This window comes from Sphingobacterium siyangense (assembly GCF_007830445.1).
GTDB classification, from domain to species: Bacteria; Bacteroidota; Bacteroidia; order Sphingobacteriales; family Sphingobacteriaceae; genus Sphingobacterium; species Sphingobacterium siyangense.
In genome coordinates this window covers 42,630-67,863 of the sequence record NZ_VLKR01000028.1, presented here as the reverse complement: position 1 = coordinate 67,863, position 25,234 = coordinate 42,630, and the positions used below count along the sequence as shown (strand labels likewise).

At 44.6% G+C, this 25,234-nt stretch carries 21 protein-coding genes; 13 read left to right on the top strand and 8 right to left on the bottom strand.

Annotated features, from left to right (window positions below; genetic code table 11):
• Window position 1 precedes the first annotated feature (1 nt).
• The 3 genes from IQ31_RS20865 to IQ31_RS20855 are packed head-to-tail and all read left to right on the top strand — an operon-like array spanning window position 2 to window position 6,130.
• Window positions 2–1,603: a TlpA family protein disulfide reductase gene (locus IQ31_RS20865; RefSeq protein WP_158638941.1), complete on the top strand. Its 1,602-nt coding sequence runs from the start codon at window positions 2–4 to the stop codon at window positions 1,601–1,603.
• Window positions 1,600–4,767: a SusC/RagA family TonB-linked outer membrane protein gene (locus IQ31_RS20860; protein WP_145329832.1), complete on the top strand. Its 3,168-nt coding sequence runs from the start codon at window positions 1,600–1,602 to the stop codon at window positions 4,765–4,767. The genes IQ31_RS20865 and IQ31_RS20860 overlap by 4 nt, the downstream gene beginning before the upstream one ends.
• Window positions 4,768–4,771: 4 nt before the next feature.
• On the top strand, window positions 4,772–6,130 hold the full coding sequence (locus IQ31_RS20855; RefSeq protein WP_145329830.1) for a RagB/SusD family nutrient uptake outer membrane protein: 1,359 nt from the start codon (window positions 4,772–4,774) through the stop codon (window positions 6,128–6,130).
• A 43-nt stretch (window positions 6,131–6,173) separates the two neighbouring features.
• On the opposite strand, the gene IQ31_RS20850 is transcribed toward IQ31_RS20855, so the two are convergent.
• The 3 genes from IQ31_RS20850 to IQ31_RS20840 form a co-directional block, all read right to left on the bottom strand.
• Window positions 6,174–6,503: a hypothetical protein gene (locus tag IQ31_RS20850; protein ID WP_145329828.1), complete on the bottom strand. Its 330-nt coding sequence runs from the start codon at window positions 6,501–6,503 to the stop codon at window positions 6,174–6,176.
• Between the two features lie 141 nt (window positions 6,504–6,644).
• Complete coding sequence (locus IQ31_RS20845) at window positions 6,645–7,202, bottom strand: MauE/DoxX family redox-associated membrane protein (RefSeq protein WP_145329826.1); 558 nt, start codon at window positions 7,200–7,202, stop codon at window positions 6,645–6,647.
• A 108-nt stretch (window positions 7,203–7,310) separates the two neighbouring features.
• Window positions 7,311–8,333 carry a helix-turn-helix domain-containing protein gene (locus tag IQ31_RS20840; protein ID WP_145329823.1) on the bottom strand — a complete coding sequence of 341 codons (1,023 nt, stop codon included), beginning with the start codon at window positions 8,331–8,333 and terminating at the stop codon, window positions 7,311–7,313.
• Between the two features lie 339 nt (window positions 8,334–8,672).
• Between IQ31_RS20840 and IQ31_RS28105 the strand changes: the two genes are divergently transcribed.
• The 10 genes from IQ31_RS28105 to IQ31_RS20795 all read left to right on the top strand — a co-directional run bounded on the left by IQ31_RS28105 (window position 8,673) and on the right by IQ31_RS20795 (window position 15,253).
• Window positions 8,673–8,798: a hypothetical protein gene (locus IQ31_RS28105; protein ID WP_262507962.1), complete on the top strand. Its 126-nt coding sequence runs from the start codon at window positions 8,673–8,675 to the stop codon at window positions 8,796–8,798.
• A gap of 65 nt (window positions 8,799–8,863) precedes the next feature.
• Complete coding sequence (locus IQ31_RS20835; RefSeq protein WP_145329821.1) at window positions 8,864–9,847, top strand: hypothetical protein; 984 nt, start codon at window positions 8,864–8,866, stop codon at window positions 9,845–9,847.
• Between the two features lie 113 nt (window positions 9,848–9,960).
• A complete protein-coding gene (locus tag IQ31_RS20830; RefSeq protein WP_145329819.1) occupies window positions 9,961–10,992 on the top strand; it encodes a LytS family sensor histidine kinase in 1,032 nt (343 codons plus the stop codon).
• A 1-nt stretch (window position 10,993) separates the two neighbouring features.
• On the top strand, window positions 10,994–11,845 hold the full coding sequence (locus IQ31_RS20825; protein WP_145329817.1) for a LytR/AlgR family response regulator transcription factor: 852 nt from the start codon (window positions 10,994–10,996) through the stop codon (window positions 11,843–11,845).
• 16 nt (window positions 11,846–11,861) lie between these two features.
• Window positions 11,862–12,167: a MerR family transcriptional regulator gene (locus IQ31_RS20820; protein WP_145329815.1), complete on the top strand. Its 306-nt coding sequence runs from the start codon at window positions 11,862–11,864 to the stop codon at window positions 12,165–12,167.
• 446 nt (window positions 12,168–12,613) lie between these two features.
• Window positions 12,614–13,258 (top strand): DUF6266 family protein, encoded by a 645-nt coding sequence (locus IQ31_RS20815; protein ID WP_070568213.1) that lies wholly within the window; start codon window positions 12,614–12,616, stop codon window positions 13,256–13,258.
• Window positions 13,259–13,315: 57 nt separating this feature from the next.
• Window positions 13,316–13,864, top strand: coding sequence for a DUF6266 family protein (locus IQ31_RS20810; RefSeq protein ID WP_145329813.1), 549 nt, complete (start codon window positions 13,316–13,318; stop codon window positions 13,862–13,864).
• 17 nt (window positions 13,865–13,881) lie between these two features.
• Window positions 13,882–14,268 (top strand): hypothetical protein, encoded by a 387-nt coding sequence (locus IQ31_RS20805; protein WP_145329811.1) that lies wholly within the window; start codon window positions 13,882–13,884, stop codon window positions 14,266–14,268.
• Window positions 14,187–14,801 carry a CHAP domain-containing protein gene (locus IQ31_RS20800; RefSeq protein WP_244294548.1) on the top strand — a complete coding sequence of 205 codons (615 nt, stop codon included), beginning with the start codon at window positions 14,187–14,189 and terminating at the stop codon, window positions 14,799–14,801. Before IQ31_RS20805 ends, IQ31_RS20800 begins: the two co-directional genes overlap by 82 nt.
• Before the next feature lie 11 nt (window positions 14,802–14,812).
• Window positions 14,813–15,253, top strand: coding sequence for a hypothetical protein (locus IQ31_RS20795; RefSeq protein ID WP_145329807.1), 441 nt, complete (start codon window positions 14,813–14,815; stop codon window positions 15,251–15,253).
• 182 nt (window positions 15,254–15,435) lie between these two features.
• On the opposite strand, the gene IQ31_RS20790 is transcribed toward IQ31_RS20795, so the two are convergent.
• Genes IQ31_RS20790 through IQ31_RS20770 form a run of 5 tightly spaced genes read right to left on the bottom strand, consistent with a single transcriptional unit; the run spans window position 15,436 to window position 25,209 of the window.
• Window positions 15,436–18,282 carry a M16 family metallopeptidase gene (locus IQ31_RS20790; protein WP_145329805.1) on the bottom strand — a complete coding sequence of 949 codons (2,847 nt, stop codon included), beginning with the start codon at window positions 18,280–18,282 and terminating at the stop codon, window positions 15,436–15,438.
• 22 nt (window positions 18,283–18,304) lie between these two features.
• Window positions 18,305–19,438 (bottom strand): TlpA disulfide reductase family protein, encoded by a 1,134-nt coding sequence (locus tag IQ31_RS20785; protein WP_145329803.1) that lies wholly within the window; start codon window positions 19,436–19,438, stop codon window positions 18,305–18,307.
• A 12-nt stretch (window positions 19,439–19,450) separates the two neighbouring features.
• Window positions 19,451–20,830, bottom strand: a complete 1,380-nt coding sequence (locus IQ31_RS20780; RefSeq protein ID WP_070568198.1) for a RagB/SusD family nutrient uptake outer membrane protein — start codon at window positions 20,828–20,830, stop codon at window positions 19,451–19,453.
• 18 nt (window positions 20,831–20,848) lie between these two features.
• Window positions 20,849–24,058, bottom strand: a complete 3,210-nt coding sequence (locus tag IQ31_RS20775; protein ID WP_145329801.1) for a SusC/RagA family TonB-linked outer membrane protein — start codon at window positions 24,056–24,058, stop codon at window positions 20,849–20,851.
• Window positions 24,059–24,111: 53 nt separating this feature from the next.
• Entirely contained in the window at window positions 24,112–25,209 is a 1,098-nt protein-coding gene (locus IQ31_RS20770; protein WP_145329799.1) for a FecR family protein, read from the bottom strand.
• Between the last annotated feature and the right edge of the window lie 25 nt (window positions 25,210–25,234).

Below are 25,234 nucleotides of genomic sequence, written 5' to 3'. Positions count from 1 at the left end.
AATGAACAATTTTTATAAGGCTGGGAGAGAACTGTCTATAGTGAAAGGGAATTCCAGCTCAAAACAAACTACATCAAAAAACTTCATAACCTTATTTGATAAGGTAGTCAATATTCCAGTTATACAGATTGCATTACTTGTAATCTTGTTTGTATTAGTTTCTATGTTTAGTTTATCAGCTCAGACGCCCCGCAAGGAAAGCGGGGCCGATGGGCTATTAATCAAACATCTCAAAATAGGGGATACCATCCCGCAGGCTCTTTGGGATTTAAGGCTTGATGTCGTCGGACATCCTACAGGAGTCCAAACAATAAGCTTACGTGATTACAACACTAAAAAGCTAATCATCCTAGACTTCTGGGCTACTTGGTGTTCCTCATGTATAGCCTCATTCCCTGGTCTCTATAAATTGCAGGACGATATGGACCGCCTAGTCAAAGTACTTTCAGTTACTTACCAAGATCGTGCTGCTGTCGAGAAATTTATTAGCAAAAGTGAGTTTATACAAACCCATGGATTGGCTAATAGGTTTTCCTCCATTGTCAACGACAAGCTGCTGACCAAGTTTTTTGATAAAGACGCAATCCCATTTACAGTCTGTATTGACAACAATGGTGTGGTTCGTGCACTAGCAATGCCGAGTGAACTAAATGCGCTTGCTTTGAAGCAGATGATCAAAGACCGAAATGCAGTGCCCGTAGCGGCCAAAGTACTTGCATTCGACCAGCCATTATTGCAGCCTTATTATGATGCTAAGATCATCAATTATTATTACAGCTCCTTACTGCCCTATGGTCAGGGGATATCGCAGGCAAGCAGTTTTACGGTGGACTCCGTGCATCAGTATAAGCACCTTGTTGTACCCAATCTCAATGTATTTATGCAATATGGTATTGCACTGCAAAATGCTCAAAATTATATTGCCGGCCTTTCCAAGATTCGCGCTAGACGTATACTCGAAATAAATGCTCCCGATAGTATAATCCACAGATTGGAGCAGGATCGGAATTTCTGGAAATATACCTACGAATCGGTAAGCCCAATGCTATGGAATGATAATACCGTTTACAAAAAAATGGAAAGCGACCTCAATTTCTATCTCGGAATGAAAGCATCTTATCAATTACGCGATGTTGAATGCTTGGTGATGCGCCGTGCTGATGGTAAAAAGCCCCGCCCAAGTAAGGAATTGGCTAAGGTGCCAATAGTTATATTGAACGGTCTCGTGGAGAATGATGGGAGTTCGGACGGCAAGTTTTTGCAAAAGGCACAGCTTGGAAACGATAAGCCAAAGAATGCATTTATTGGCGTAGAAATAAAAAATATCCCCAATCTGTTTAACCTGAGGTCTTTCTCGGTATTGCCCTTTATGGTCGACGAAACGGGGCTTGATGAAAGGATAGACTTATCGCTTCCCGATAATCTCAGCGATATAGACCAATTAAAACAGGCTTTTGCGGTACAGGGTCTAACTTTATCGCTTGAACGACGCAAGATGATCATGTTCGTCTTAACACAGGATGGATTTAAAGACAACGGTAGTGTTATGAAATTGACGCGCTACGGTTATGTAGCCGAGCATGGAAAGGAGCTGATACGATGAAAAAATATCTTTTAGTCGTGTTGATCTGTGTCGTACTTTGTTTGAAAACATTCGCACAGGGACAGTCAATCCGGGTTCAGGATCGCGATACAAAACTGCCTATTGCTGCTGTATCTATTAAAGATTGCGAGGGAAAGGCTTTCGGCGCCACGGATGCAAAAGGAGAGTTGCTGCTGAAAGGACAGATAAGCTGTCTTGTTTTTCGGCGTCTTGGTTATTACCCTGATACGCTATCGCTGGATGCGCTAAACCGACATAGTTGGTTGGTATACCTCACACCTCTAGTCAATGAATTGGAGGAAGTACAGGTATCGACGGGTTATCAAACCTTACCCAAAGAAAGAGCAACGGGAGCTTTTGACCTGATCGGGAAAAAGGAACTGGATAGGCAAATAGGCCCTAATATTCTCAATAGATTGGACGGATTGAGCAATGCCCTATTATTTGACAAACGTGGGAGCAGCCAGAATAACTTTTTGCTCAGGGGTCTGAGCACGATTACCGAAACAATCAAAGGTCCATTAATTGTGGTGGATAACTTCCCTTATGAGGGCGATATCAACGATATTAATCCCAATGATGTGGAAAATATTAGCGTATTGAAAGACGCTGCTGCCACGTCTATTTGGGGTGCTAAGGCTGGCAATGGTGTGGTCGTCATTACGCTAAAGAAAGGGAAATTTGATATGCCGGTCCGTCTTTCGGTAACGAGTAATATCTCTGTTATTGATCGGGAGGATCCCTACTACCGGTCGCAGGTGGACAATTCAACCCATATCGAGGTGGAACGACTTCTCTTTAATCAGGGCTATTACGATAATACACTCAATAATAAGATCTATAATCCTGTGATCAGTCCTGTAGTTGAGCTCTTAAACGATCATCGTAATAAGTTGATCGACGACTCGGCCTTGGAATCCCAATTGAATGCAATTGCTCAGGGAAACTTGCGTGCTGATATAGCGCGGTACCTACGCCAAAAGGGAATTAATCAACAGTATAATGTGCAGTTGAGTACTGGAAGCGAGAAGCTGGCTTCTATTTGGTCGGCGGGATTTGATAAGGTGCGGAGTAATATTGTCGGCAATGAAAATAGTCGGTTTACACTTCGTACAGAGCAGACCTGGCGACCGATTTCTAAATTGGTACTTACGGGGGGAATGCAGTTCAATGCAAATAAAGTGACCAACAATGGTATTTCATCCTTGGCAATCGGAAGTGCTGGGCTAGCTTATCCTTATTCGCGGCTATTGGATAGCGATGGCAATCCGAGTCGATTGGAGCAGAACTACAGAAGTCGTTTTCTGGATACGCTGGGCGAAGGCAAATTGTTGGATTGGTCGTATTATCCCTTGGCAGATCAGAAACTATTGGATAAGACGGATAATACGAATGTGCTGAAATTTGACCTTGCAGCAGCGTATGAATGGATAAAAGGGTTGCGGTCTGAATTGCGGTATCAGTATTTTACATCGAATGGCCTCCTCGAGGATCGGATGGATCGTAACTCATTTTATGTGCGTGACCTCATCAATAAATATAGTCAGTTAAAAGGTAATGTCATTGAGCGTCCTATTCCAATGGGCGATATTTTGGATAGAACTTCAAACAGACAGTATGGTCACAACATGAGGGCACAGATTTCCTACGATAAGCAATCCAGCCTTGGCGATCTGAATGTGTTGATAGGTGGGGAGGTAAGGGACAATCGGGGGCTACTGCACACTTATCGGCAGTACGGATACGACAATGAACTCAACATATCCCAACCTGTTGATTATCGCACAATTTTTACTTACTACGCTGGCCTTGGAAGCAATACGATCTGGTATAACTTTAATGATGAACGTAATGTAGACCGTTTTGTCTCCGTTTTCTTCAACGGATCGTATAATCTGCTCAAAAAGTATACAGTTTCAGCAAGCGCACGTCGTGATGCATCAAATCTGTTCGGTGTAAATACCAACAATAGATGGAAACCGCTGTGGTCAATTGGTGGTATGTGGAATGTCGATCGCGAAAGTTTCTATAACTGGGCTTGGATGCCGCACTTAATCTTACGGGCGACCTACGGAAAAAGTGGAAATGTAAACAATTCAGTTCCTGCACAGACGACCATAACCTATAACTCCAGTCCCGGTGTACTGGGGGGATTCACCAATGCCTATGTCAATAATCCGCCCAATCCAGACCTGCGATGGGAGGATGTAAGCCAGTTAAATTTTGGACTCGACTTTGGCCTAAAGCACAATCGAGTGACTGGATCGGTAGCTTACTTCAATAAAAAAGCAACCGATTTGATCGCCATTGTGAATGTTGATCCAACTGTAGGTGTCGATTATTTAAAAAGAAATGCCGCAAGCCTGCGTACACAGGGCTGGGAAGTACAGCTCAATACGCTCAACATCGATGCCCCGTTGCAATGGCGTACCACCTGGTTATTTTCGTCCAATAAAACCCGGATTATGAACTATAGCTATCGGTCAAACGTGAATGCTGATATGGTAAATTCGGGCCAATCGCTTACACCAATAGAGGGTTATGCTGCTTATAATCTAGTCAGTTACCGGTTTATGGGACTCACAGCTGATGCCGGTAATCCTCAGTTTAGTGTGAACGGACAGCCTTATTCCAATTATGGCGATTTAAGGTCCAAAGTTTCTCTTGAAGATCTGGTATTCCATGGATCTGCACTTCCTGAACAATTCGGGAGTATAAGAAACAGTTTTACTTTCGGTGCTTGGGAAGCAGGTATCAATATCGCTTATCGTTTCAATTATTTTTTTAGAAGAGAATCCGTCAATTATTCCTCTTTATCCTCCAATATTCCGCTACACAGCGATTATTACAAAAGATGGCAAAAAACGGGTGATGAGGCGACGACTAATGTTCCTGCATTCAATTACCCATTGAATTCCAACAGGGATCAGTTTTATATGTACTCCGATATTTTGGTCGAGAAAGGTGATAACATCACTTTGCAGGATATTAGCTTGATCTACCGCCTGAAACCCAAACTGGGCTATTTCAAAAGTATTTCCTTACAGGCTTATGCCCGCAATCTTGGTGTGATCTGGAAGGCGACCAAGCTAGATTTGGATCCAAATGGAATTACTATGCGGATTCCCTCGCAATTTTCACTAGGTATAAACGCTCAATTTTAATACGATGAAGACAAACATAATTTCAACTATACTATGCTGCTTGTTGATAACATTGGTAGGATGTAATAAATTCTTAGATGAGAAATCCAAAAGTTCATTGGCAGTTCCCAAAACATTGAAAGATCTACAGGCTTTAATGGATTATGAGCTCTATACCGTACGCAGCTTTCCGATCGGGATGGATGTCGCCTCTGACTATTATTTTATGAACGATAAAGACGTGAAGAGTTTGGCGGCAGAATTAAGTGATGTTTATCTTTTGAATAACGAACAGACTAAATTGACAGACTGGACCGAAAGCTACAAAAAGATTATGTATGCAAATATCGTTTTGGATAACGTTGATCAGGCAGATTTAGACGGTATGTCAAATTCGGAAAGGGATTTGGTCAAGGGAACGGCGTTGTTTCACAGGGGATGGAATTTATTCTGGCTGGCTCAGGAGTTTTCGCAGGCTTATGAAGCTGGTACTGCAAAGAACGAGCTTGGCATCCCACTTCGTACGACCTCAGATATCAATGTTAACTTTCAACGTACTAATCTGGAAGATACTTTTTTGCAAATCACCAAAGATCTTCGGGATGCGGCTGGTCTGCTCCCCAATCTGCCGCTCAAAAAGACGAGACCATCCAAAGCTGCCGCTTATGCTGTACTGGCCAGGGTGTTCCTCTACATGGGGAATGTAAGTGAAGCCTTAAACTATGCGAATCTTTCCTTAGCGATCCAAAAGGATCTTATTGATTATAGGATGGTGTCGCCAACAGCGGCAATTCCATTTGAATTAATGAATAAGGAAGTTATCTTTCATAGTGGTATGGCGTCATCAGGTGGCATATTTACGGGAACAAAATCTTTTGTCGACACAGTACTGTTTGAACAGTACAACGGAGGTGATTTGAGGAAGACACTGTATTACAAAAAAAATGCAAATGGATTTTACAATTTCAAAGGAAACTATGCGGGTACAATAGGAAGCTATGCATTTTGCGGTCTTGCAGTAGATGAACTTTATTTGATTAAAGCCGAATGTGAAGCAAGGTCAAATCAGTTGATTGATGCTGGTAATACGATGGTTGAATTGTTGAAAGCACGTTATGAAACAAGCAAGCTACCCATTGTACCCGCTGGAAAGGCTGAACTGATCGACTTTATATTGAGCGAACGTAAAAAGGAACTGGCTTTTCGCTTTGGTACGCGATGGTCGGACATAAAACGGCTGAATAAGCACTATAATGCGGGCATTCGAATCGTACGTAACTTTGATGGAAAGGAATATATTTTAGAACCTAACGATAAGCGATTTGCGCTATTGATCCCATACTCGGTTGTCGTTGCTGGAGGGCTTGTCCAGAATCCACGGTAGATAGGAAAGGGCGAACCGCCGCCCTTTCCTATTTTTGCAGATCTTAATTTTCCGCGCGATAGAACACATGACTAGTTGGTGTTCCTGAATTGATTTCAGATTTCAGCTCGTTTGTCATTTGTGGTTTACCAGCACCGTCATTTTCAGCTTTGATACCACATAGAACTTCGTCGCTTGGACATAACGTGGCAATATCACCCGAATAGGGCTGGTAATTGTCTGGGTCGGTCAGATCACCATCTGGATTAATGACTTCCCATGATTGCTCAGTAGTGCTTGCAGCTTTTCTACTGATTTCTTTGGCGTGTCCAGCATAGACACCCAATCCCAAAACTGCTCCTAGTATTGGGACAAATAATTTTACTTTTTTCATGTTGTTGATATTTATAGTTTATAAATGCAGGCGGTAGTTTCTAATCCTTCATTATCCTGTCTCGGCGACTTGCCTTGTCGTAGGTTTATCGATATATCTGAATTGTCGCAATCCCGAAAGAAGATATCGCTCAACTATTGACTACCTTTCCTGCTGGTCGAATCCCCGTCGGGATTCGCTATGCATAGTTTTTATTGCTTTTTTTAGTTTGTATTCCATCAGCCATGCCGGTGCCGCAAGTAAAGTAACCGCCAGATTGAATTGAAAATGTTGTTTCCAGCTCATTTTCTCAAATACTTTTCCGCAGGCACAGGGCACATAACCATAGATTTCGATATAAGCCAAATAGGCATAGATCGAATAGGCTGTCATTAATAAAATAGCTAGCCCCAAGCCCCATATCCTTACCTGTGGAATACACATCAGGAGGACAGTCCCCAGCTCCAACATCGGAAGCAAATAGCTCAAAATGGACATCGACCATTGCGGAAGAGGCTGTTTGTGAAGTTGACTCACAAATGCTGCATGGTTAAATACTTTTCCAAGTCCAGTGAAGAAAAGTAATAGGATCAGCATGACTAATGCGATCAGAATATACCACTCCATATAGGTTTGCCATTTTGATTGCTTAGCTTTTTTGGAAACTGTACCTGCCACCCCAGTTCCATCATGTTGTATATAGTTTCCGTTTTGTTCCATTGCCGTTTTTGTTAACCGTTTACTAAGTTTTACAATGCTAAATTACAGCGATAAAAAGCCGAGCGTTAAGCAGAAAACAAGCGATCAATTGGCAGAAAACAGGATTGGTTAGGAAGGCGGTTCTTGAGCACCTCGGGCAGATAAGGGGTCATTGCTAGCATTTTCCTGCTGTTGCTTAAAAGATCCCGGAGTAAGTCCTGTCTGGTTTTTGATAAATTTGTTGAGTTCAATAACACTGCTAAATCCACACTCTTCGGCCGTAGTAGCCAATTTCTCATTGCCCACGATAGTGGAAGCAATTTGATGCAATAGCAGCTGATTCCGATAATCATGAAATGTGCACTTATACTTTTTTTTATGTTCTTCGTTGATATAATCTCTGGACTTCCTCAGTACTCCAGCTATATCAGATAACCGAACCTGCGCCCCCTGGTGCAAAATCATTATCTGCAGTAAATTCCGCGCCTGCTCAATCAGTTCTTCCTTGCCATCCTCTTGTATCTTAAAACGGCTCAGCTGGATCAGAAAGATCAGCTGCTTTAAGAGCATATGCTCATTGTCGAGCATATTGGGGTTGATCTTGCTGAAAAGCAATTGTAGCTGCTGCTTGGTGACATCGCCCACACGGAAGGTAACACTCTTGTCCGACTGCGGTGACTGATTCTTCTTGGCCTGTACCAGATGATCCAAAAAACCGAAGTGCCGGTTGGCAGGTGGCCGAAAAAGCCCGGCATCCAAAATAAAGCCCACCAAGATGTGACGACCTTTTGGAATGGTTAATCGGTATTCGCCTTTGGCAAGATAAAGATAAGCACCCCGCCCTTTGGCAAATTCAATAGCAAAATCCTGTGTGTAATGGCTTTGCCTTAAGGGGGAGTCACTTAGCAAAGGGTAGGTAAGATGTAGGTCGCCCATAGAGGTATATATGGGGATGGTTTCTTCATGTTCCATCCAAAATTCATAATAATAGAGATAGCCATAGCGGCCATCAAAAGTCTGCTCGCAGATGCAGTTATGTACCGATTGCCAATGCTGTACCTGGGCATTGCGAATAGGATAAGTCAGACGCTGTATCGGAGAGGTAACAGGCTCATATTCCTGTGGCAGGACAAAGTCATAACTTCTTTCCATAAAGATCAACTTTAGCTAATAATGGTTGGTTTAACTGCTTGATTTACTGGTTTTAATCTATCGAAAAATGTATTCTAATAAAACCGAGCGAGATTATCAAAAAAAAGTGTGCATAGGTCTGGGGAGATGGTGAACAGGTCTAGAAGTAGGGTGAATTTTAACGGGCTAAAAAATTAGCGGTTCACCCTGATCCACAACCGATGTACCCAAAAATGAAGCTGATGTCTTGCATTTCTGCCAAATTCGCCACCGTGATCACCTCGCTTTCCTGGCCCGAAAGCAAAGTGACCAAACTGGGCAAGTTTGGTGCTGGACGGATACAAAAAAGATGAAATCAATATGGAACAGCTTTTTATAGAATTGCAGCTTTTGGCTAACCAGGCACTTTGTACCTTTTCCAATGCGGAAACAGCAGAGCTCTTGGGCGATGCTGAAGAGGAAAAATGTGATATCTACTACTTCTAAGCACAAATAGTAAACTGATGGGTGATCCGGACACCCTTTTTTGATAACCAATTAGTCGAACAAGTATGAACAATATACCTCAAAATATGGGGCATAACTCCGATTTAATGACAGATACATTAGCCCTGAATAGCCACAGCTGGTACAGATCGCTCAAAGCTGTAGCCCTCTTATACCATTGGCAATTGATTCGGGATGCAGGGGGGCTTATCCGTTCCCTGCGGATACATCAGAAATGGTCCAATCAGCAGCATTATCAGGTAGATGACAATTTATTAGCGCAGCTGATCAAAGCCTGGCCTGGGAACGATCCGGGGCCTCGCATCTGGGCCTGTTTACATATTGGTCCATATGGCCTGATCGCAAGGGCATTGATGCTGCTGGGGCATAAGCTGGCCATATTATTGCGTTCCGATGTCTTTGAAGCGCAGGGACAGATTTACAGGAAGCAATTCCGGCTCTCCTTTGGCCGGGAAGCGACCGAGAATGAATTAATCTTCATTCGTGCTGATCAGGGCAATCCGCTCTTAAAGCTCAGGGAAGTGCTTCGGAAAAACTACCACCTGATTTTCTTTATCGATGGGCAGCTTAGTGCAGGTGAGGCCTCAAAGGGATGGGTACCGGTCAGACTGCATAAATCGGAGCTGCTTTTACGTGAGGGGATCGCTGCGTTAAGCTTTTGGACTAAGGTACCAATCAGAGCTGCCATCATGACAATGGTAAACGGGCAAATTACCCTTCGGTTTGGAGAGGAAGGACGATATGTGAACAATAGGTCCGACTACCAACCTGCAACGCAGTATATCCTTGATCTTGTGGGGGACCTTGCTGCCGAAGAATTGATCCAATGGGAATGCCTGTCGGCAGTCTTTGATCATGAGCTGCTGATAAAGAAGGAGCAGATGCCTTTACAACACCTTTGGCTACCGTTTGTTGTGCAGGAAAAAAGAATGCTCTTTGATCTGGCGACTGGTCGTTCGGTGGTTATTGGAACCAAGGAATTTGAAATAGCCTGTCAAAAATTTAGAAAGATATGGTTGAATGTTTAAACGTGTTTTTTTGACTGAGGTTGTATAAATCTTCTTTAATTGATAAATTGTCTCTTCAAATAATTTATTTATTAAAATAAGGATTTGTTTTTTTTTTATTACCTAAACCAATTATGATCAAGGACAGTATTCTTAAACCATTATCAGTGCGATTTCACTTTATTTTCTGGGGTGGCTATTTTGCCTGGATTAGCCTAGTCAATATCTATAAATTCGGCTGGGGGCATGTATGTGTTATCATACTAATGATTCCCTTTATGTTGGGCATTAGCTATACCAATCGAGCTTGGTTGCGACGTGCGCTATTTAGGCGTTTTACCTTGCAACGGATGGGCATCATGATCGGTTATTTTTTGCTGACAGCCCTGGCAGTTTTTCTGCTGCTATATCAATTTCCGACAGAGCTTAGCCGGAAAGTACTCAAAAACCCCAAATTGTTCAGAGCGGTAGACTTTGGAATCGACGTATTTACTTTCTATGTGACTTTTGTGCTCAAAGGCATTTTAATTCTGGCTATTGAGATCATTTACAATCTCAGTGCAGGTCTTTTCAGGCATTTGGGATGGAAAAGAATACATTCTCTAGAAAGTCTGAAAGCAAGGCTTTTTCGTAACTGGGCCGTTCATTTCATGGGCAATCTGACACAGAGCTTTACCCGTCTGGTACGAAAGCGACCTGCAGTTCTGACCCGAATAGAACTGTTCTTTGGTCTGGAAGCCTATGCTATGCGAACGATGAACTTTAGACAGCATATATCGGGAAAATTGGAAGATGAGCTCTTTTATCTGAAGCAGCTGATGCGCCTGTATGGTGAGCATCACATTCATCTGCAGTCGGATATTCAGGACTGGAACCATCCGATTATTCCCATGATGCTATTGAGCCTGTATAAAAATATGGTCAAACACGGCGATTATAGCGACAGCTCTTTTGAAAGTATTATTTATGTGTTTAGTGATATGGAGAGGGTATCAATAAGTTGTACCAATAAGGTTTCATCACAGTCTGCCTGGATCTTTGAAGAAGGCGGCACTGGTTTAGAACAATTGACAAAATTGCTCCGTCTGGAATACGGCGAAGCATTTTCCTTAATAAAACAAATGGCTGACGGCATATTTTACTTGAACTTGGATATAAATTTTTAACATGGATACAATAAAAAAAATATTAAAGCAGGAGGGACGGCTCCAAAAAATCTGTGTGGGTATTGTGGATGATGATCCTGATGTTGTAGATGATCTTAAAAGATACGTAGACTTGACAGATGGTGTCGAATGTGTGTATGCGACGACCAATCCCAAGGAAGCCTTAGTGGCCTTGCGTCGCTTAAAACTGGATATTCTATTTCTTGATATTGAGATGCCCATCGTTGGGGGACTGGATATTTTGGGGCAGCTGGAAAGTCTCAAGCGGGGCAACACGGGTATTGCAAATCTTCAGGTGATTGTTTGCAGTACGAATAGAGAAGTAGGCGACAAAATGTTTCACTACGAGGTAACCGATTATTTTCTCAAGCCCTTCGAACAGGAACGTTTTTATAAAGCTATGGACAGAGCAAAAAAGAGAATTCAGCATTATGGTTTAAATAACTTGAATGATGATAATAAGTGCTTTTTCTATGGGGAACGGGGGGCTGTAAAAAAGAGGCTAAACTATGATGAGATCTGTTATATTGAAGCAAAAAATAATCAGACCAGAATATGGATGAATGATAAAACTTTCGTTGAAGTCAACGAATCGTTCGGTAATATGCTCGCCCTGTTACCCAAGGCGAGTTTTGCACAGGTACACCGAAGTGTTGCGGTTTCTCTCAAGCACGTGCTGGGGGTGACTGCCCATCATGTATTCCTTCCTGGTATAGAAATAAACCGCGGTGAAAAGGGAAAATACCAATATTTTGACCAGTGGATTGAGCAGAATTCCATTAGTGGTAAGTTTCAGATACATGGTATCGCCAGAGAGGGAAAAGAGATGACGAACACGAGTCAAAGGATGTAATGTTAATACTGATTTTATGAAGATAATTTTGAATAAAACACGAAAAAATACACATAAAGGGAATGATGCTACGATATTGTTTGCCCTCCATATGCTGTACAGCAAATTGCAAAAAATGCAAATCAAGAATGAAATCCCTGATGAAGGCGTTGCGGTCTGGTGGGATGCGGCTTACGTACAGGAATTTGTCGGTATCAGCGAGAGAACCTTATACCGATACCAGCATAAGGGGATGCTCGGAACGGTACGTAAGGAAAATGGCAAACGCCTGTTTTGGCAGACCAGCGTAGAACGGTTTAAACGTGCCTACTGGAATCTGTAAATCCAGGATGGATTGAGATTATTTTTGGGGTCTTTCGTTTTCGGAGGACCTTTTTATTTTGTCTTTCGGAGCAATACCTGACCAACACCTTCCCATCTTCAACCTTTCGCCTACCTTTGTTCGACCGTTCCTTGGGTTTTCTTCGGGTGGCCATCGGGATCTGTTCGGGTGTGACTCGAAGCGGACCGCATGAAAACTGCTGGAAAGCCCGAGCAGGGCCGGGACTTGCTTGGGTGTTGGTCGGGTGCAAGTGTATAAAAAGGATGGTATATGGGGGCTGTCCTGCCAGCTCCCTGCCTAATTACCGAACTGCTCCTGCCAATGTTCTGTCAGTCTTTTTGTTGCTGTATGTTTTTGTTTTTTAAGTTTTTACGTTTGTGGAGTCAGGCTTAAATACCGGTATGTCTTAGCCACTGACAAGGGTTTAATTTTTAAAAAACAGAAAAATGGGAACAATAGTAAATGGAATAAACGGAGGTATAAGCGGTAAGACCGGCTCCGTGATAGGCTCCAGCTGGAAGAGTATCAACTACCTCAAAGGGCTTTATAAAAAGAGTAATAAACCGGCTAGTCAGGAGCAGCTGATCACGCAGGCAAAGTTCAAATTGCTGATGCGTTTTTTAATGCCCATCAATTCGTACCTGCAGGTCGGATTCGGACAGAAAAAAGCCGATCGGCAGACACCCCTCAATGCTGCGTTTCAGTTTAATCTGCCTTTGGCTATCCAGGGTACTTATCCGGGCTTTACACTGGACTATAGTAAAATCCGAATTGCCGACGGAGCTTTTTTTCTGGGGCCGCCCCAAGGTGCGTCTTTCGCCGATGAAGAGATGACGGTCACCTGGGATTCGAACAACAATGACATCTACGGCTCAGCAGACGATGACGGTGTGTACATCATCGGGTATCATCCCGAACAGGACGAGTTTTTGGCACCCTCTATCGTGCCAACCCGCCAGGTAGGTACCACGACTTTTGTAGTGCCTGCACATTTGCTCGGTGGCTCGGCGCATCTGTGGATCTTTATGGCCGACCGCAAGAAAAAGCGCGTATCCAAAAGTAGTTATTTGGGGCTGATACAGCTCATTTAGTTATTCATAGGGAATATCGTCCGCTATGGATGATATTCCCCTCTATTTTTTTCTATTATGAAGAAAAAATCAAATAAGAAACGGTCTGCTGCCCAACTTGACCAGCAGAAACGTTTTGCGCTGGCAATGAGTTTTTTGTCACCGCTGAAATCGATTCTGGCTGATGGATATAAATTTCTAGCCAAACGAAAAAAAAGACTGGTATATCCCTTTAACCTCGCCCTTTCACATGTACTTAACATGGCCATTGCTGAAGAGGAAGGGGGGCCTTTTGTGGATCCCGAAAAAGTATGGCTCAGCGACGGTACGTTGCCTGGGGTGTTGGTCTCAGATATAGTCGAGGAAACTGGGCGGATACTGGTCAGTTACGATAGTTTTTCCTCATTTTGTGCCTGGGATGATCATGTCAAACTGATCGCATATCAGGTGAAAGAAGGTGTGGCGATCCGAAGTCAGCGCCTAGCCTTGCGCAGCGAGAAACAGGTCGCCTTGGATATCCCTCCTTCACTGCTCGGAAAAGAGCTCTTGCTTTATATTGTCTGCTGCGAAAGAGATGGTATAAAGTATGCACGGAGCCAGTATCTAGGGACTTATCTGATTAAATAATTTTTTAAAAAAGTAAAATGGAATATGTACAAAAACAAATGGTCTCCGATATCGAGGATATCTATTGGCCTTTAACGGGAAGGCGGCTGCTTGGCATCGTACTGGCCTGTCTTCTTTTATTTTTTATTTTATCGGGATTCTTGCTACAAGCAATCGATCCGACAGCTGGGGTATTGGATCTTGGTACCCTCTCCTTGCTGCTCTTTGGTATACTTGCTGGTCTAGCGGCTATTTATTGCTGCTTTTGGCTTCAGGAAATGCTTTGGCAGCCTTTTAAGTTTTTCCGGCAGGAATTTAGTCTTCACTTTAATCAATTGACCTCATGGCAACAATGCATTATCTATTTTTCGGTATTCTTTCTATCGCTGTTCTCTTTCTTGGCCGTGCTCGCAATGCTGCTGTAGCGTATTCGAATCTATCTGGCAACTACGCTGGATCTGTAAATATCCATGTAGAATCAGTGAATCAGAATCTCCCCTCAGCGCATTGCAATACCCTACCGCGTACGCGCGAACGGATTGTAGCTCTCGCCGTACAGGAAATCGGCGTGCGGGAGGCGACAGGAAAAAACGATGGTACGCGGGTAGAAACCTATCTGCGCTATGTTGGGCTTGGGAAAGGAAATGCCTGGTGTGCGGCTTTTGTCTCTTGGTGTTATGGCAAAGCTGGCCTTGGAGCTCCGCGCAATGCCTGGAGCCCGGCACTTTTTCCAATGACTCGGCGTTATACGGCACGGCAGATCGAGCAGGGGACTGTGCGGCAGGCAGATCTCTTCGCCATTTATAGCCCTAGTCTCCAGCGTATCAATCATGTGGGGATTGTGCGCAAAAAGGAGGGTAATTGGATCGTGACTGTGGAAGGGAATGTGGACAATGGTGTGTTGTGCAAGCGGCGTCCTTTGGCTACCATTTATGCTTTTTCAAATTGGCTGGATTGAGGGGAGGGGATATGGAAACGTATATGTACAAACGGTTACTTTTTTCTATAGTCTTCTTGTTATTTTGTTCCTGTAAACTTTATCAAAGCGAGCGGAAAGAAGCTCTGCGGGAAGAACAAACGCAGTCAAAATACAAGCAGCAACTCGATATTTGGTACAGCGGACAGAGAGATAGCCAATCGCGGCATTGGCTTTTTTTGACGGATAGCAGTTTTCGCTTTCATCCCGATAGTGGTTTGATCGGTCAAAAGGGGCAGTTTGCCATGCTGGAATCTCAGGTAAAGATAAGTGATAAACAGGAGGCCTCGACAAACAGCAGCGCTAGCCGCGTAAAAACGCTGCAGCAGCAAAGCACAGAAAAATGGAGTGCATGGGTAGTCCCCAATCTTTGGCTCATCGGATTGCTGTTAGTGGCATTTGCACTGGCTTGGAAGTTTCGAAGCTTTTTTTAGAACATGATGTTGTTCGCAATCATCGATGGGCAAACATAAATTCCAGTGATAGATAATTTCCTTTTTCGGTCAATCAGGAGGTTTGGTCAGTAAACAAGAAAGCCGCAAAGAATATACATCTTTGCGGCTTTCTTGTGTTCAGTGCTTATGAAAATAATGCGATGTCAATAGCCCTTCTGTATTTATTTTTTTACTTCTGGAAGCTGCACGATCTTAATAACGTTTTGGTCACTGATATAGCGTTTGGCAGCCGCTTTAACTAGCGCTGGGGTCAGCTGATCGCGCAACGATGCACGTTCAAAAATGCGGTGCATATCATCGCCATTATACAGGTTGCTGTACAGGTAATTCGACCAGAAATCATTTGTTTTTAGTGCGGATTCGTAGTTTAGCTTGTCATTCGCTTTGAATTTGTCGAGATTGGCAACAGAAGGTCCTGCAGTCTTTAATTTCTCAATTTCCTCAAGCGAATACTTCGCTAGTTTGTCCGCATTGGCCACCGAACAGCTGAAGGCTACCGTAAGGGTATAACGGGCATCAGGCAGCTTGCTATAATCCATCTGGATCGATGGCGAATACACACCGCCTTCTTCTTCACGTAGTCGTTCCAACAAACGGATATCCAAAACTTCCCGAAAGGCCTGCAAAGCCATATTATTGGCTTCACTATAGTCATATGGGCCCGAAAGAACAAGATAGACCATCGCTTTATCTTCTTTGCTCAGCGCCAGCTTTTTCTCGATCTTCCCCGCAGGAATATGAATGTTTAAATCACGGTAAGCAGGTGCCTTCGACGAGATGCTGGGTAATCCGCCAATATACTTGGCAAGCAATGGTTTTATTTTTTCAATGTCAAAGCTGCCCACAAAAGCAAAATTGTAGCCCGAAGCATTGGCAAAACGTTCTTTGTAGATGTCCAAAGCACGCTGAGGATTGATCTGATTGATCTTCTCCATGGTTAACCCCGTGCGACGAACATTATTGCCCGACAGGATAGCCATGACCGAGTCTTGGAATACAGCGTCGCCATTCTTATCGCGGTCTTTAAGTCCATCTTTGGCATTGGCCAAGATACCCGCAACAATAGCGGTATCTAGGCGAGGCTCTGTAAAGTAGCCGTACATCATCTGCAGGGCAAGTTCCAGGTCTTTATTGTTGGCATAGCCGCTCACGCCCTGGGCAGTCTCACTGATAAAGGGGGATGCCGAGGCCGTTCGTCCGGCTAATGATTTTTCAAATTGTTCGGCTGTATAGTTGCCCAGCCCGCTGGCAGCAATGAGGCCAACGGCATTGGTCGCGCTCTGAAAATCTCGATCATCGTAAAGTGATGTTCCGCCATAGGAATATCCTTGAAAGGTGATCTGATTGTTTTGGTAGTTGGTCGGTTTTAAGAGTACCCGGACGTCGTTGCTCAACGTCAAGGTCGTCGTTCCTAAACTGCTGTCTTTTTCTTCTTTAACAATTGTACCAGATTGAGCTTCCCGTTTGAGCAGCGGCAAATCGCTTGTTTCTTCGGTGAAGGCCGTCTGTTTTTCTTTGGACAAGGTAGCGATCCAACTGTTGATGTCGGCCTCTTTCGGCATATTTGCCTGATCGCCTTCAGGAGCTGAAATAATGATGTCGCAGTTGCTATCGGTTAGATACTGTTGCAAGAGCTGCTGGATATCCAAAAGGCTGACCGCCGGAAGCATTTCACGCGTCAGTTTCATCTCATGATCGATACCCGGAGAGGCTACCCCGTTCAGAAAATGCTGAATATATTCCTGTACATATTGTTCGGAGGCAATCTTGTCCTTTTCTTCGAGCATATTTTCCATTTGGTTCATATAGGTATCCTTGGCGCGTTGCAGTTCTGCGGCCGTAAAGCCATATTGTTTCGCCCGCAAAAGTTCACGCCATACTGCGTCAAAACCTTCTTTCAGACGACCTGGTTTGGCCGTGAGTTCGATCTGAAATACATCTAGCCCACCCATAAAGCCACTTAATGATGCGCCACCGCTCAAAAAGGGCGGATTCGCTATGCGAAATAATGGACTATATCGCCCTGACATCATGGTGTTAAACAGGGTCTTGATCAGGTTGTGCTTATAGTCGGCGAGGTTCTCTAATTTACGCTCGGGGTGTTTGATGCTGATCGCAATGGAGGTTGCGGTAATTTCAGGATCCGTCACCACCATAAATTGATTTTTGCCCTGCAGTGGAATGTGGTATGTTTTTCGAGCTGTTGGCTGCAAAGGATTTTTGAGCAAAGAAAACTGTTTTTTCAGCGTTCGCTCGGTCTGGTCGACATCGATATCACCGACGACAATAACGGCTTGGAGGTTGGGGCGGTACCAGCTTTTATAAAAATGCTCAATTTCCTCATAAGGGAAATGTTGAATGACTTCTTCGGTACCAATTGGAATGCGCTGTGCGTATAGGGAATGATTGAGCGCGACAGGTAAAGTCTTGTCCTGGATGCGCTCGCCCAGGCTCTTGCCGGCACGCTTTTCTTCCAATATCACGCCACGCTCTTTGTCGATTTCGCGATGGGTCAGACTGATACCCTGTGCCCAGTCTTGAAGAATCTGAAAGCCGTTGCCAACAAGTTTGCCATCATTGGACGGCAGCTGCAGTTGATAAACGGTTTCGTTGAAGCTGGTATACGCGTTGATATCGGCACCAAAGCTGATCCCATTTTTTTGCAGGTAGTCAACCAGGCTGTTGTCGGGATAGTGCGTCGTGCCATTGAAGGCCATATGCTCCAGAAAATGCGCCAGCCCACGCTGCTTTTCGTTCTCCAGGATAGATCCCACCTTGTTGACCAGATACATATAAACACGTTCTTGGGGTTCGGTATTCTTACGGATATAATAGGTGAGTCCATTGGCCAGTTTACCATAACGGACGCTTTTGTCAAAAGGTAAAGCGGTGGTATCGGCTTCGTATTTTGCCCATACGATTTCCGTCGCCCCGGGGGTGCTACTGCTATGGGCAAGCACCGGACTAAAACCTAACAGGGAAAGGTAGAGCAGTTTTTTTAAATGCATATAATTGTGATAAAATTGCGAATTAGAATATGTTTTTTAGTGTTTCATAAAGGGCGTCGCCGCGTAGGTTGATGCCGATGATTTTCCCTGTGGGATCCAAGAGGTAATTGGAGGGAATACTTTTGATATGATATGCTGCGCTCACCTGACCATCCGGATCAACCACATTGGTCCAGGTCATACCATCGTCCGAAACGGCTTTTTTCCAGCTGCTGAGCGCAAAATCTGTGGAGACACCCAATACTTCAAACCCGTTAACTTTAAAAGCATCGTAGGCTTTTGCTACATGTTCATTTTCCACGCGGCAGGGTACACACCAACTGGCCCAGAAATCAACGAGTACATATTTGCCCCGAAAGTCGGTCAGCTTCACCTGACGTCCGGCAGTATCCGCCAATAAAAATTCTGGTGCGATATCACCGATCTTTAGATTTTTAAGATTGGCAAGCTGCTCTCGGACCTCCTGGCCCAACGGCGAATCTTGAAGGGATGGTGTAAGTTTGTCAAACAGCTCCGATACCAGTTGCTGATTGCTGGGATCTTTCAGGAGTGCCTGTAGTTTAAAAAGGCTGAGTAGATTATCCGTATGCTGCTGCACATAGTTGATCTGTGCTTTCTGTAGTGCCGCAGACCATTTGTTGAGGCTCGAGTCAATCGTGTTGATGGTAGCCCGTGCCGGCGAATCCATGCGAAAACTATCTTGGGAAAAAGCATTCTCTGCCTCGAAATAGGCAGCCATTAGTGTACTGATGCTGTCCAATATCGTCTGATGCGTTTTGTCAAAGCTTCTAGCTTCAGTATTCAATGTTGAGCCCGCTATCTCCGCTTGATTAAGTTGACCGAATTTGGCCCGAATCGTTATCTTGCCAGGGTGCAAATAGAAATCGAGTGTTTCTGATCGTTTCCCCGTAGCATCCATGTAAAATAGATTCGCGATTTCAGGTCCTTCGGAAGTACCTTTAAAGCGAAAATGGCCTTGTTCCAGCCGGGCAGAATCAAGCGGGAGATCGGAGCCAAAGCGTTGCAGAAATAGTTTTCCCTGGTGATTTTTTGGTGCGCCCGCAAGCGTTCCCTGAAGCTGGTAGGTTGCTTTTTCCTGCGCCTTGACGAAGCATAGGGAATAAAGAAAGGCAAAAGCTAATAGCGTAATTCTCATTGTATATCGTGTTTAGTTGTTATATCCCGGATTTTGCGTTAATTCTCTGTTATTTTGAAGCTCAACGGTCGGTAAAGGGTAGAGTAGGGCAAACGTCTTCCAGGTGGTCGGTTTTGCTTTTTTCATCACGTTATCGGCTAGCCCCAAGCGTTTGAGAGTAAACCAACGGTCGCCCCATTCGAAACAGAGTTCAACGCGACGCTCCTGCACGATGGCTGCTCTCGCCTGTGATTTAGATAATCCACTGGATAAATCCGTAAGTCCCGCACGCCTGCGTAGGATATTGATATCATCAACAGCCGTTGAGAGACCAAGTTCCAGGCGTGCCTCGGCACGGTTGAGGTATTGTTCGCCCAGGCGCAACACCGAGGTATACTCATTGTTTGCAGATCCGGCTTCGCCGTCCGAACGGTATTTGTTGATCTGATAGCCGTTTACTGTTTCTTCAAAACGGACGAAGTTTTCTTTTCGTTTATCGTTCTCCTCAAATGCTGGCAATAGACCCGTTGCATCTTCAGTTACGCCAAAGCTGGCAAACTCTCCTTTTATGCCGATACCAATGGAGGCGCCCACACTGTTCCATAGCTGCAATATCTGCTCGGGATTGTTTTTGGTAAAGATATCCATTGGCTCGCCCCCGTCTGCACGATCAAAATGGCCCAGTTGGAACAACTGCGACTGTGCGATCACCTGACTGGCGGCCTGCTCAGCTTTTGTCCAGTCTTTGGTAAATAGGTATACACGCGACAACAGGGCCAATGCAGCCCACTTATTGGCCTTCACGCGCTCGCCCGGATAATCCGAGCCTAAAAGCTGGCTGGCATCTTCCAGATCCTGAATGATCTGCGTATACACTGCCGCTACCGCTGCGCGCGGTTTGAGCCGTTCTTCCGGATAATTAGTCGTCAGCACCAAAGGAACATCGCCATAGAGATTGACCAAAAAATAGTAATTGAGGGCCCGCATAAATTTAGCTTGGCCGATGGCTTCATCCTTGCCAGCTTGCGTCATGCCCTTGGATTGCCCAACGCCTTCAATGATTGCATTGCTAACCCCAATGATGGAATATAGATTTCCCCAAAAGTCATTCGTCTGCGCCGAAAAGGGATTGAGGTTGTAGCTGTACATAAAGCTATACCCGGGGTTAAAGCTATTGATACCGGGTATCAGCTCGTCGGAAGATAATCCCGTGTTCAGTGAAAGATCATTTTGATAAGCAGCAAATCGGCCATACATCCCGACGACAACACTGTCGGCCATGGTGTCATTCGCATAAATTTGATCCGTTGTGTAGATGTATTTTGGCGTCACCTCCAGCAGTTTGTTGCAACTGCTCATACCTAAGGCAACAGGTAAAAGGAAGCTCAATAATTTGATATAGTTGGTTTTCATGTCCGTAGTCTAAATGGTTTAAAATGAAGTCCGTATCCCCAGTGTAAATGTCCTAAGCATGGGCATATCCACGCCGGTCTCTGGATCGGTACCCTTATAACTGGTGATGGTCAGTAGATTGGCTCCAGTGGCATAGGCGCGTAGGTTTTTAAGTTTTAGCTTCTCAAGCATTTTACCCGGTACCGAGTAGCTTAGGGTAATATTGCTTAAGCGGATGTACGACCCGTCCACAAAATTGGCACTCGATGAATTGTAGTCCGACATGGTACTAGAATTGGTGGTGTAGGCCGGAAATTTAGCTTCCTCACCCGGATGTTGCCATCTGTCCAAGACAATTGCGGGGGCATTGATGACACTTCCGGCACTCGTAAATGGATAATTGTAGATATGCTTGTTCTTTTTGAAACTAAAAAATACGTCGAGATCAAAGTTTTTATAATTGAACGAGTTGCCGAGACCACCAAAGAAGGTCGGAATATTGTTTGCCAAGGGGACATAGTCATCTGGAAAACTGATAAAACCGTCGCCATTCACATCGCGGAATTGCGGTTGCCCATCTGCAGCGTTGATTCCTAGATATTCATACCCCCAGATCAGATTTAATGGTTTACCGATCTGATAGGTGAGGCTGTTGGAGGAGCTTGCAAGATTGGGATAAGACAGGAGTTTGTTGCGGTTGATGCTCATGGTAAAGTTGGTCTTCCAGGTGAAGGCCAAGGTGTTGATCGGTGTGGTCTGCAGACTAAATTCCCAGCCGCTATTCTGTACATTGGCATCCAGGTTTTGGTTGACCGAACTAAAACCCACCTGTGTAGGTAATCCGTAGCCAACTAACTGATTGCCCGACCGATTGCGGTAATAGTTTGCTTCAAAGATGATGCGGTCTTTCAAGAAGCCCATTTCAGCAGCAAGGTCAAGCTTTTTGTTGACTTCCCACTGATAATTTGCATTGAATGGGTTTTTGGGAAGATAGCCCTGCCCTTGGTAATTGTCGAATATACGTTCGTAATTCACGAAATAGGAGTAGTCGCCAATATTATCATTACCCGTCAGACCGTAGCTGCCGCGCAATTTGGCAAAACTCAAGCCAAACTGATTATCCTTTAACCAGTTCTCTTCGCTGAGGATCCAGGCTGTACCGACAGACCAAAAGTTACCATATTTTTTCCCTGGGCCAAAACGGGAAGAGCCGTCACGTCTGACGGTTGCATTGATGACATATTTTTGGTCAAACGTCCATCCCACACGAGCAAATCCCGAAAGGAAACGGTACTGAGTGTCCTTGGGTTCGATATTGATGATTGGTGCGGCATGGATGTCCCTAATCTGACTATCGTCTGTATAGCCGTTTCCACTTGTGGTAATTGCTGAGTTACCGCGATGGATATAAGTACCCCCGAGAAGGGCACGAAATGAACTGCGCCCCACGATCAGATCATAATTCAGCTGAGGCTCAAAATTAAAGGTAGCTGCGCTGGCCTTGGTAAAAGTGTTGTTGCCCAAGATGTTTTCGGACGGCCTGAATGATCTCCGTGGATTGATGGCGAGCTGGTCCATTTTCATGCGCGTATAACCGGTATTGATTTTGGCCACAAGATTAGGTAACAACTCATAGCTCAGCGCGATATTGCTGATTAAATTTTTAGTTCTATTTTCAACTGTACGCTCCAGCGCAGCAATAGGGTTATCTATAGTCCAATTTAATTCTCCATCGGCATCGTAAAGGGAGAAATTTGGAGGCAGGGTCTGAAAGTTTGTAAACGATAGTGGAATGACTTCATTTTTATCCGTTGCATAACTTGCCGATAGGGAAGCTTTAAATTTGCCGTCGTTACTGTGGTAGTCGAGGTTGCTTCGGAAGTTACCGACGGTAAGACCGTTTTTCTTTTGATATACAGTGTTTTCACGCCTAAAGCCACCGCCAAGGAGGTAGTTGAAACCCGATGATCCCCCCGTTAAGGATAATTCAGCATTGGACGTATGGGCGATATTGCCAAAATATTCTTTTTGCCAGTCGTGATCTTCCGTTTGGCTCCATTTCAGCAGGTCAGGGTAATCATTGGGCGTAAGCTCAATACCATCGTTTTTTGCAGCTTCACGCCGCATCTCCAGATATTGGGCGGTATTGAGCATTTTTACATAGTTAGCGATAGAACCAAAACTATGGTAATAATCAGCGCTGATGGTGGAACGACCTGCCTTACCGCGTTTGGTGGTGATCAGGATCACACCATTGGCACCCCGGGCGCCATAGATCGCGGTAGCATCAGCATCTTTAAGTACTTCAATGCCGGCAATCGTGCTGGGGTCGATACTTTTAAAAGGGCTTTCACCTAAATAGGAGGAGGTGAGGCCATTCGCACCGATATAGGCGAGTGAATTGCTATTAAAAGGAATACCATCAACAATGTACAAGGGTTGTCGCGCCTCACCATCCTGATTGACGGTATTAATACCCCGGATTTGCACCTGAGTCTGTATGCCGGGAAGGCCGTTTAAGGTATTGATCATCATACCTGGAACCCGATTTTGGAGTGCAATGAGCGGGTCTGCTGTCGGTGTTTTCTCAATGGTGGCTGCAGTGACGCTAGAAGTAGAGCCTGTATTGAGCCGTTTGGATACCTCTTGCCCATACGACAGTACGCTGACTTCATCAAGCAGGTTCTGCGTCTGCAACAGTTGCATGGCAACGGTGTTTTGGCTAGTTGACACAGCAAGCTGCCTTTCTTCGTAACCAACGGAACTGAATACTAAGGTATCCGTATGGCTGGTCCGCTCGATTTTAAAAGCGCCTTTATCATTGGTGAAAGTGACTTTGTCGTTGCTTTTGTTGTAAACGGTTACCAATTCTACGGGGCCGGATTTGTCCCTTACGGTGCCGTCCACAAAAAGCTGTTTGGCAGGTTGCTGTTGTTTTTGATGCTGTTGGCCGCTTTTCTCCCGTGGAAGAATGGTGATCTCTTTTCCAACGATTTTAAAAGTGAACGGTAAATCCTTAAAGGCTTCTTCAAGAACATCACGCAAAGCCTTATCCTTTGCCTGAACTTTAACGACGGTATTAAGGTTTATCTGATTGCCAGAGGCAATGATGTTATAGCCTGTCTGTTGTCGGATGGTTGAAAAAAGTTCTTTGAGTGTTGGTTTGCCCTGATAATTGAGCTGTTGACCAACGACTGTGCTACCAGCAAGAAGCGACGTGACCAAGAGCAAGTTTTTTAGACGATTCATCGGGTCTGTGATTTAGGTTAATGTGTTTAGATTTCTGTGTAAAAAAGGCTTCGTTATTTATTTTTTTGGACAACTATTTTGCCGTCACGATAGTTAAAGTTTAATTGACCGGTGCTTTCCAAAAAGGTAAGCGTTTTGGTCAATGATTGATTTTTGTCGATAGATCCCCAAAAGACAAGCTGTTTGGTAGCTGAGTCGTCGTATTCAAAGTCTACATTGTACCATCTTGAAAGTGTAGCCAAAATCGCATCGAGCCGTTCGTTGTCAAATAGGAAATATCCTTTCTTCCAGGCCGTCGCTGCTTCGATATTGGCCGGTAGAATCTGGATCGATGTCTTGGAGATGAGCGATCGCTGTCCAGGTACAAGCAGGCGTTGATTTACATCGACCGAACCTTCAAGCAGCGTAGTTTCCACAAACTCGCGGTTGTCATAACTGTTGATGTTGAATATGGTGCCCAATACCTTCACTTCCTGGTTTCTGGATTTCACGATAAAGGGTTTATGTGGGTTTTTGCTTACTTCAAAATAAGCTTCTCCTGTTAACAAGACTTCCCGTTTGTCGTCAGCAAATTGCATTGGATAGCTGATTGTCGAAGCAGCATTCAGCCATACTTTACTGCCATCGGGCAGGTTGACCTGATATTGCCCCCCTTTGGGAACTTCAACGGTTAATTTGCGCGATTGCAATTCCATAGCGCTGATAGGCGATCCATCTAAATAGACGGCTGTTCCGTTGACGATCTTAACACCCGATTTGCCTCCCTTGAGTGCGATGCTTGACCCGTCTTCCAATTTCAGGATGGCCTTTTCTTGTCCGGGTTTGAATTGATCTATCGCGGCTAGGGTATCGTGATGCGATTGTCCACGCGGGATAAAAAGTAAAGCAAAAGCAATCAGCAGGACGGCAGCTGCAGCGCTGATCCAAGCGGCTCTTCGGTACCATGGATTACGCGAGGAAGGCTTTGCATCAAGCTGCTGTTGGATTTGAAGGAGTATGGCATTTTTACGATCTTCCTTTGTGGCGCTATCCAGTTCCCATTCTACAGCTTGCTGCGCTTCGTACCACGATTCTATCAGCTGGTTTTCCTCCGCTGAACTGATACCGAGTTCGTACTTCAATAAGATTTCTGCAATGTTGTTCGGTTCCATGAGCGCCAGTGTTTATAGTATAGTT

Bases quoted from the DNA above. Each gene is read 5' to 3' on its own strand.
- IQ31_RS20865 (WP_158638941.1), top strand. From the start codon at position 2: ATGAACAATTTTTATAAGGCTGGGAGAGAACTGTCTATAGTGAAAGGG.
- IQ31_RS20815 (WP_070568213.1), top strand. From the start codon at position 12,614: ATGGGAACAATAGTAAATGGAATAAACGGAGGTATAAGCGGTAAGACC.
- IQ31_RS20840 (WP_145329823.1), bottom strand. From the start codon at position 8,333: ATGGAAAGAAGTTATGACTTTGTCCTGCCACAGGAATATGAGCCTGTT.
- IQ31_RS20810 (WP_145329813.1), top strand. From the start codon at position 13,316: ATGAAGAAAAAATCAAATAAGAAACGGTCTGCTGCCCAACTTGACCAG.
- IQ31_RS20790 (WP_145329805.1), bottom strand. From the start codon at position 18,282: ATGCATTTAAAAAAACTGCTCTACCTTTCCCTGTTAGGTTTTAGTCCG.
- IQ31_RS20845 (WP_145329826.1), bottom strand. From the start codon at position 7,202: ATGGAACAAAACGGAAACTATATACAACATGATGGAACTGGGGTGGCA.
- IQ31_RS20775 (WP_145329801.1), bottom strand. From the start codon at position 24,058: ATGAATCGTCTAAAAAACTTGCTCTTGGTCACGTCGCTTCTTGCTGGT.
- IQ31_RS20780 (WP_070568198.1), bottom strand. From the start codon at position 20,830: ATGAAAACCAACTATATCAAATTATTGAGCTTCCTTTTACCTGTTGCC.
- IQ31_RS28105 (WP_262507962.1), top strand. From the start codon at position 8,673: ATGGAACAGCTTTTTATAGAATTGCAGCTTTTGGCTAACCAGGCACTT.
- IQ31_RS20850 (WP_145329828.1), bottom strand. From the start codon at position 6,503: ATGAAAAAAGTAAAATTATTTGTCCCAATACTAGGAGCAGTTTTGGGA.
- IQ31_RS20820 (WP_145329815.1), top strand. From the start codon at position 11,862: ATGAAGATAATTTTGAATAAAACACGAAAAAATACACATAAAGGGAAT.
- IQ31_RS20855 (WP_145329830.1), top strand. From the start codon at position 4,772: ATGAAGACAAACATAATTTCAACTATACTATGCTGCTTGTTGATAACA.
- IQ31_RS20830 (WP_145329819.1), top strand. From the start codon at position 9,961: ATGATCAAGGACAGTATTCTTAAACCATTATCAGTGCGATTTCACTTT.
- IQ31_RS20795 (WP_145329807.1), top strand. From the start codon at position 14,813: ATGGAAACGTATATGTACAAACGGTTACTTTTTTCTATAGTCTTCTTG.
- IQ31_RS20800 (WP_244294548.1), top strand. From the start codon at position 14,187: ATGGCAACAATGCATTATCTATTTTTCGGTATTCTTTCTATCGCTGTT.
- IQ31_RS20835 (WP_145329821.1), top strand. From the start codon at position 8,864: ATGAACAATATACCTCAAAATATGGGGCATAACTCCGATTTAATGACA.
- IQ31_RS20825 (WP_145329817.1), top strand. From the start codon at position 10,994: ATGGATACAATAAAAAAAATATTAAAGCAGGAGGGACGGCTCCAAAAA.
- IQ31_RS20860 (WP_145329832.1), top strand. From the start codon at position 1,600: ATGAAAAAATATCTTTTAGTCGTGTTGATCTGTGTCGTACTTTGTTTG.
- IQ31_RS20805 (WP_145329811.1), top strand. From the start codon at position 13,882: ATGGAATATGTACAAAAACAAATGGTCTCCGATATCGAGGATATCTAT.
- IQ31_RS20770 (WP_145329799.1), bottom strand. From the start codon at position 25,209: ATGGAACCGAACAACATTGCAGAAATCTTATTGAAGTACGAACTCGGT.
- IQ31_RS20785 (WP_145329803.1), bottom strand. From the start codon at position 19,438: ATGAGAATTACGCTATTAGCTTTTGCCTTTCTTTATTCCCTATGCTTC.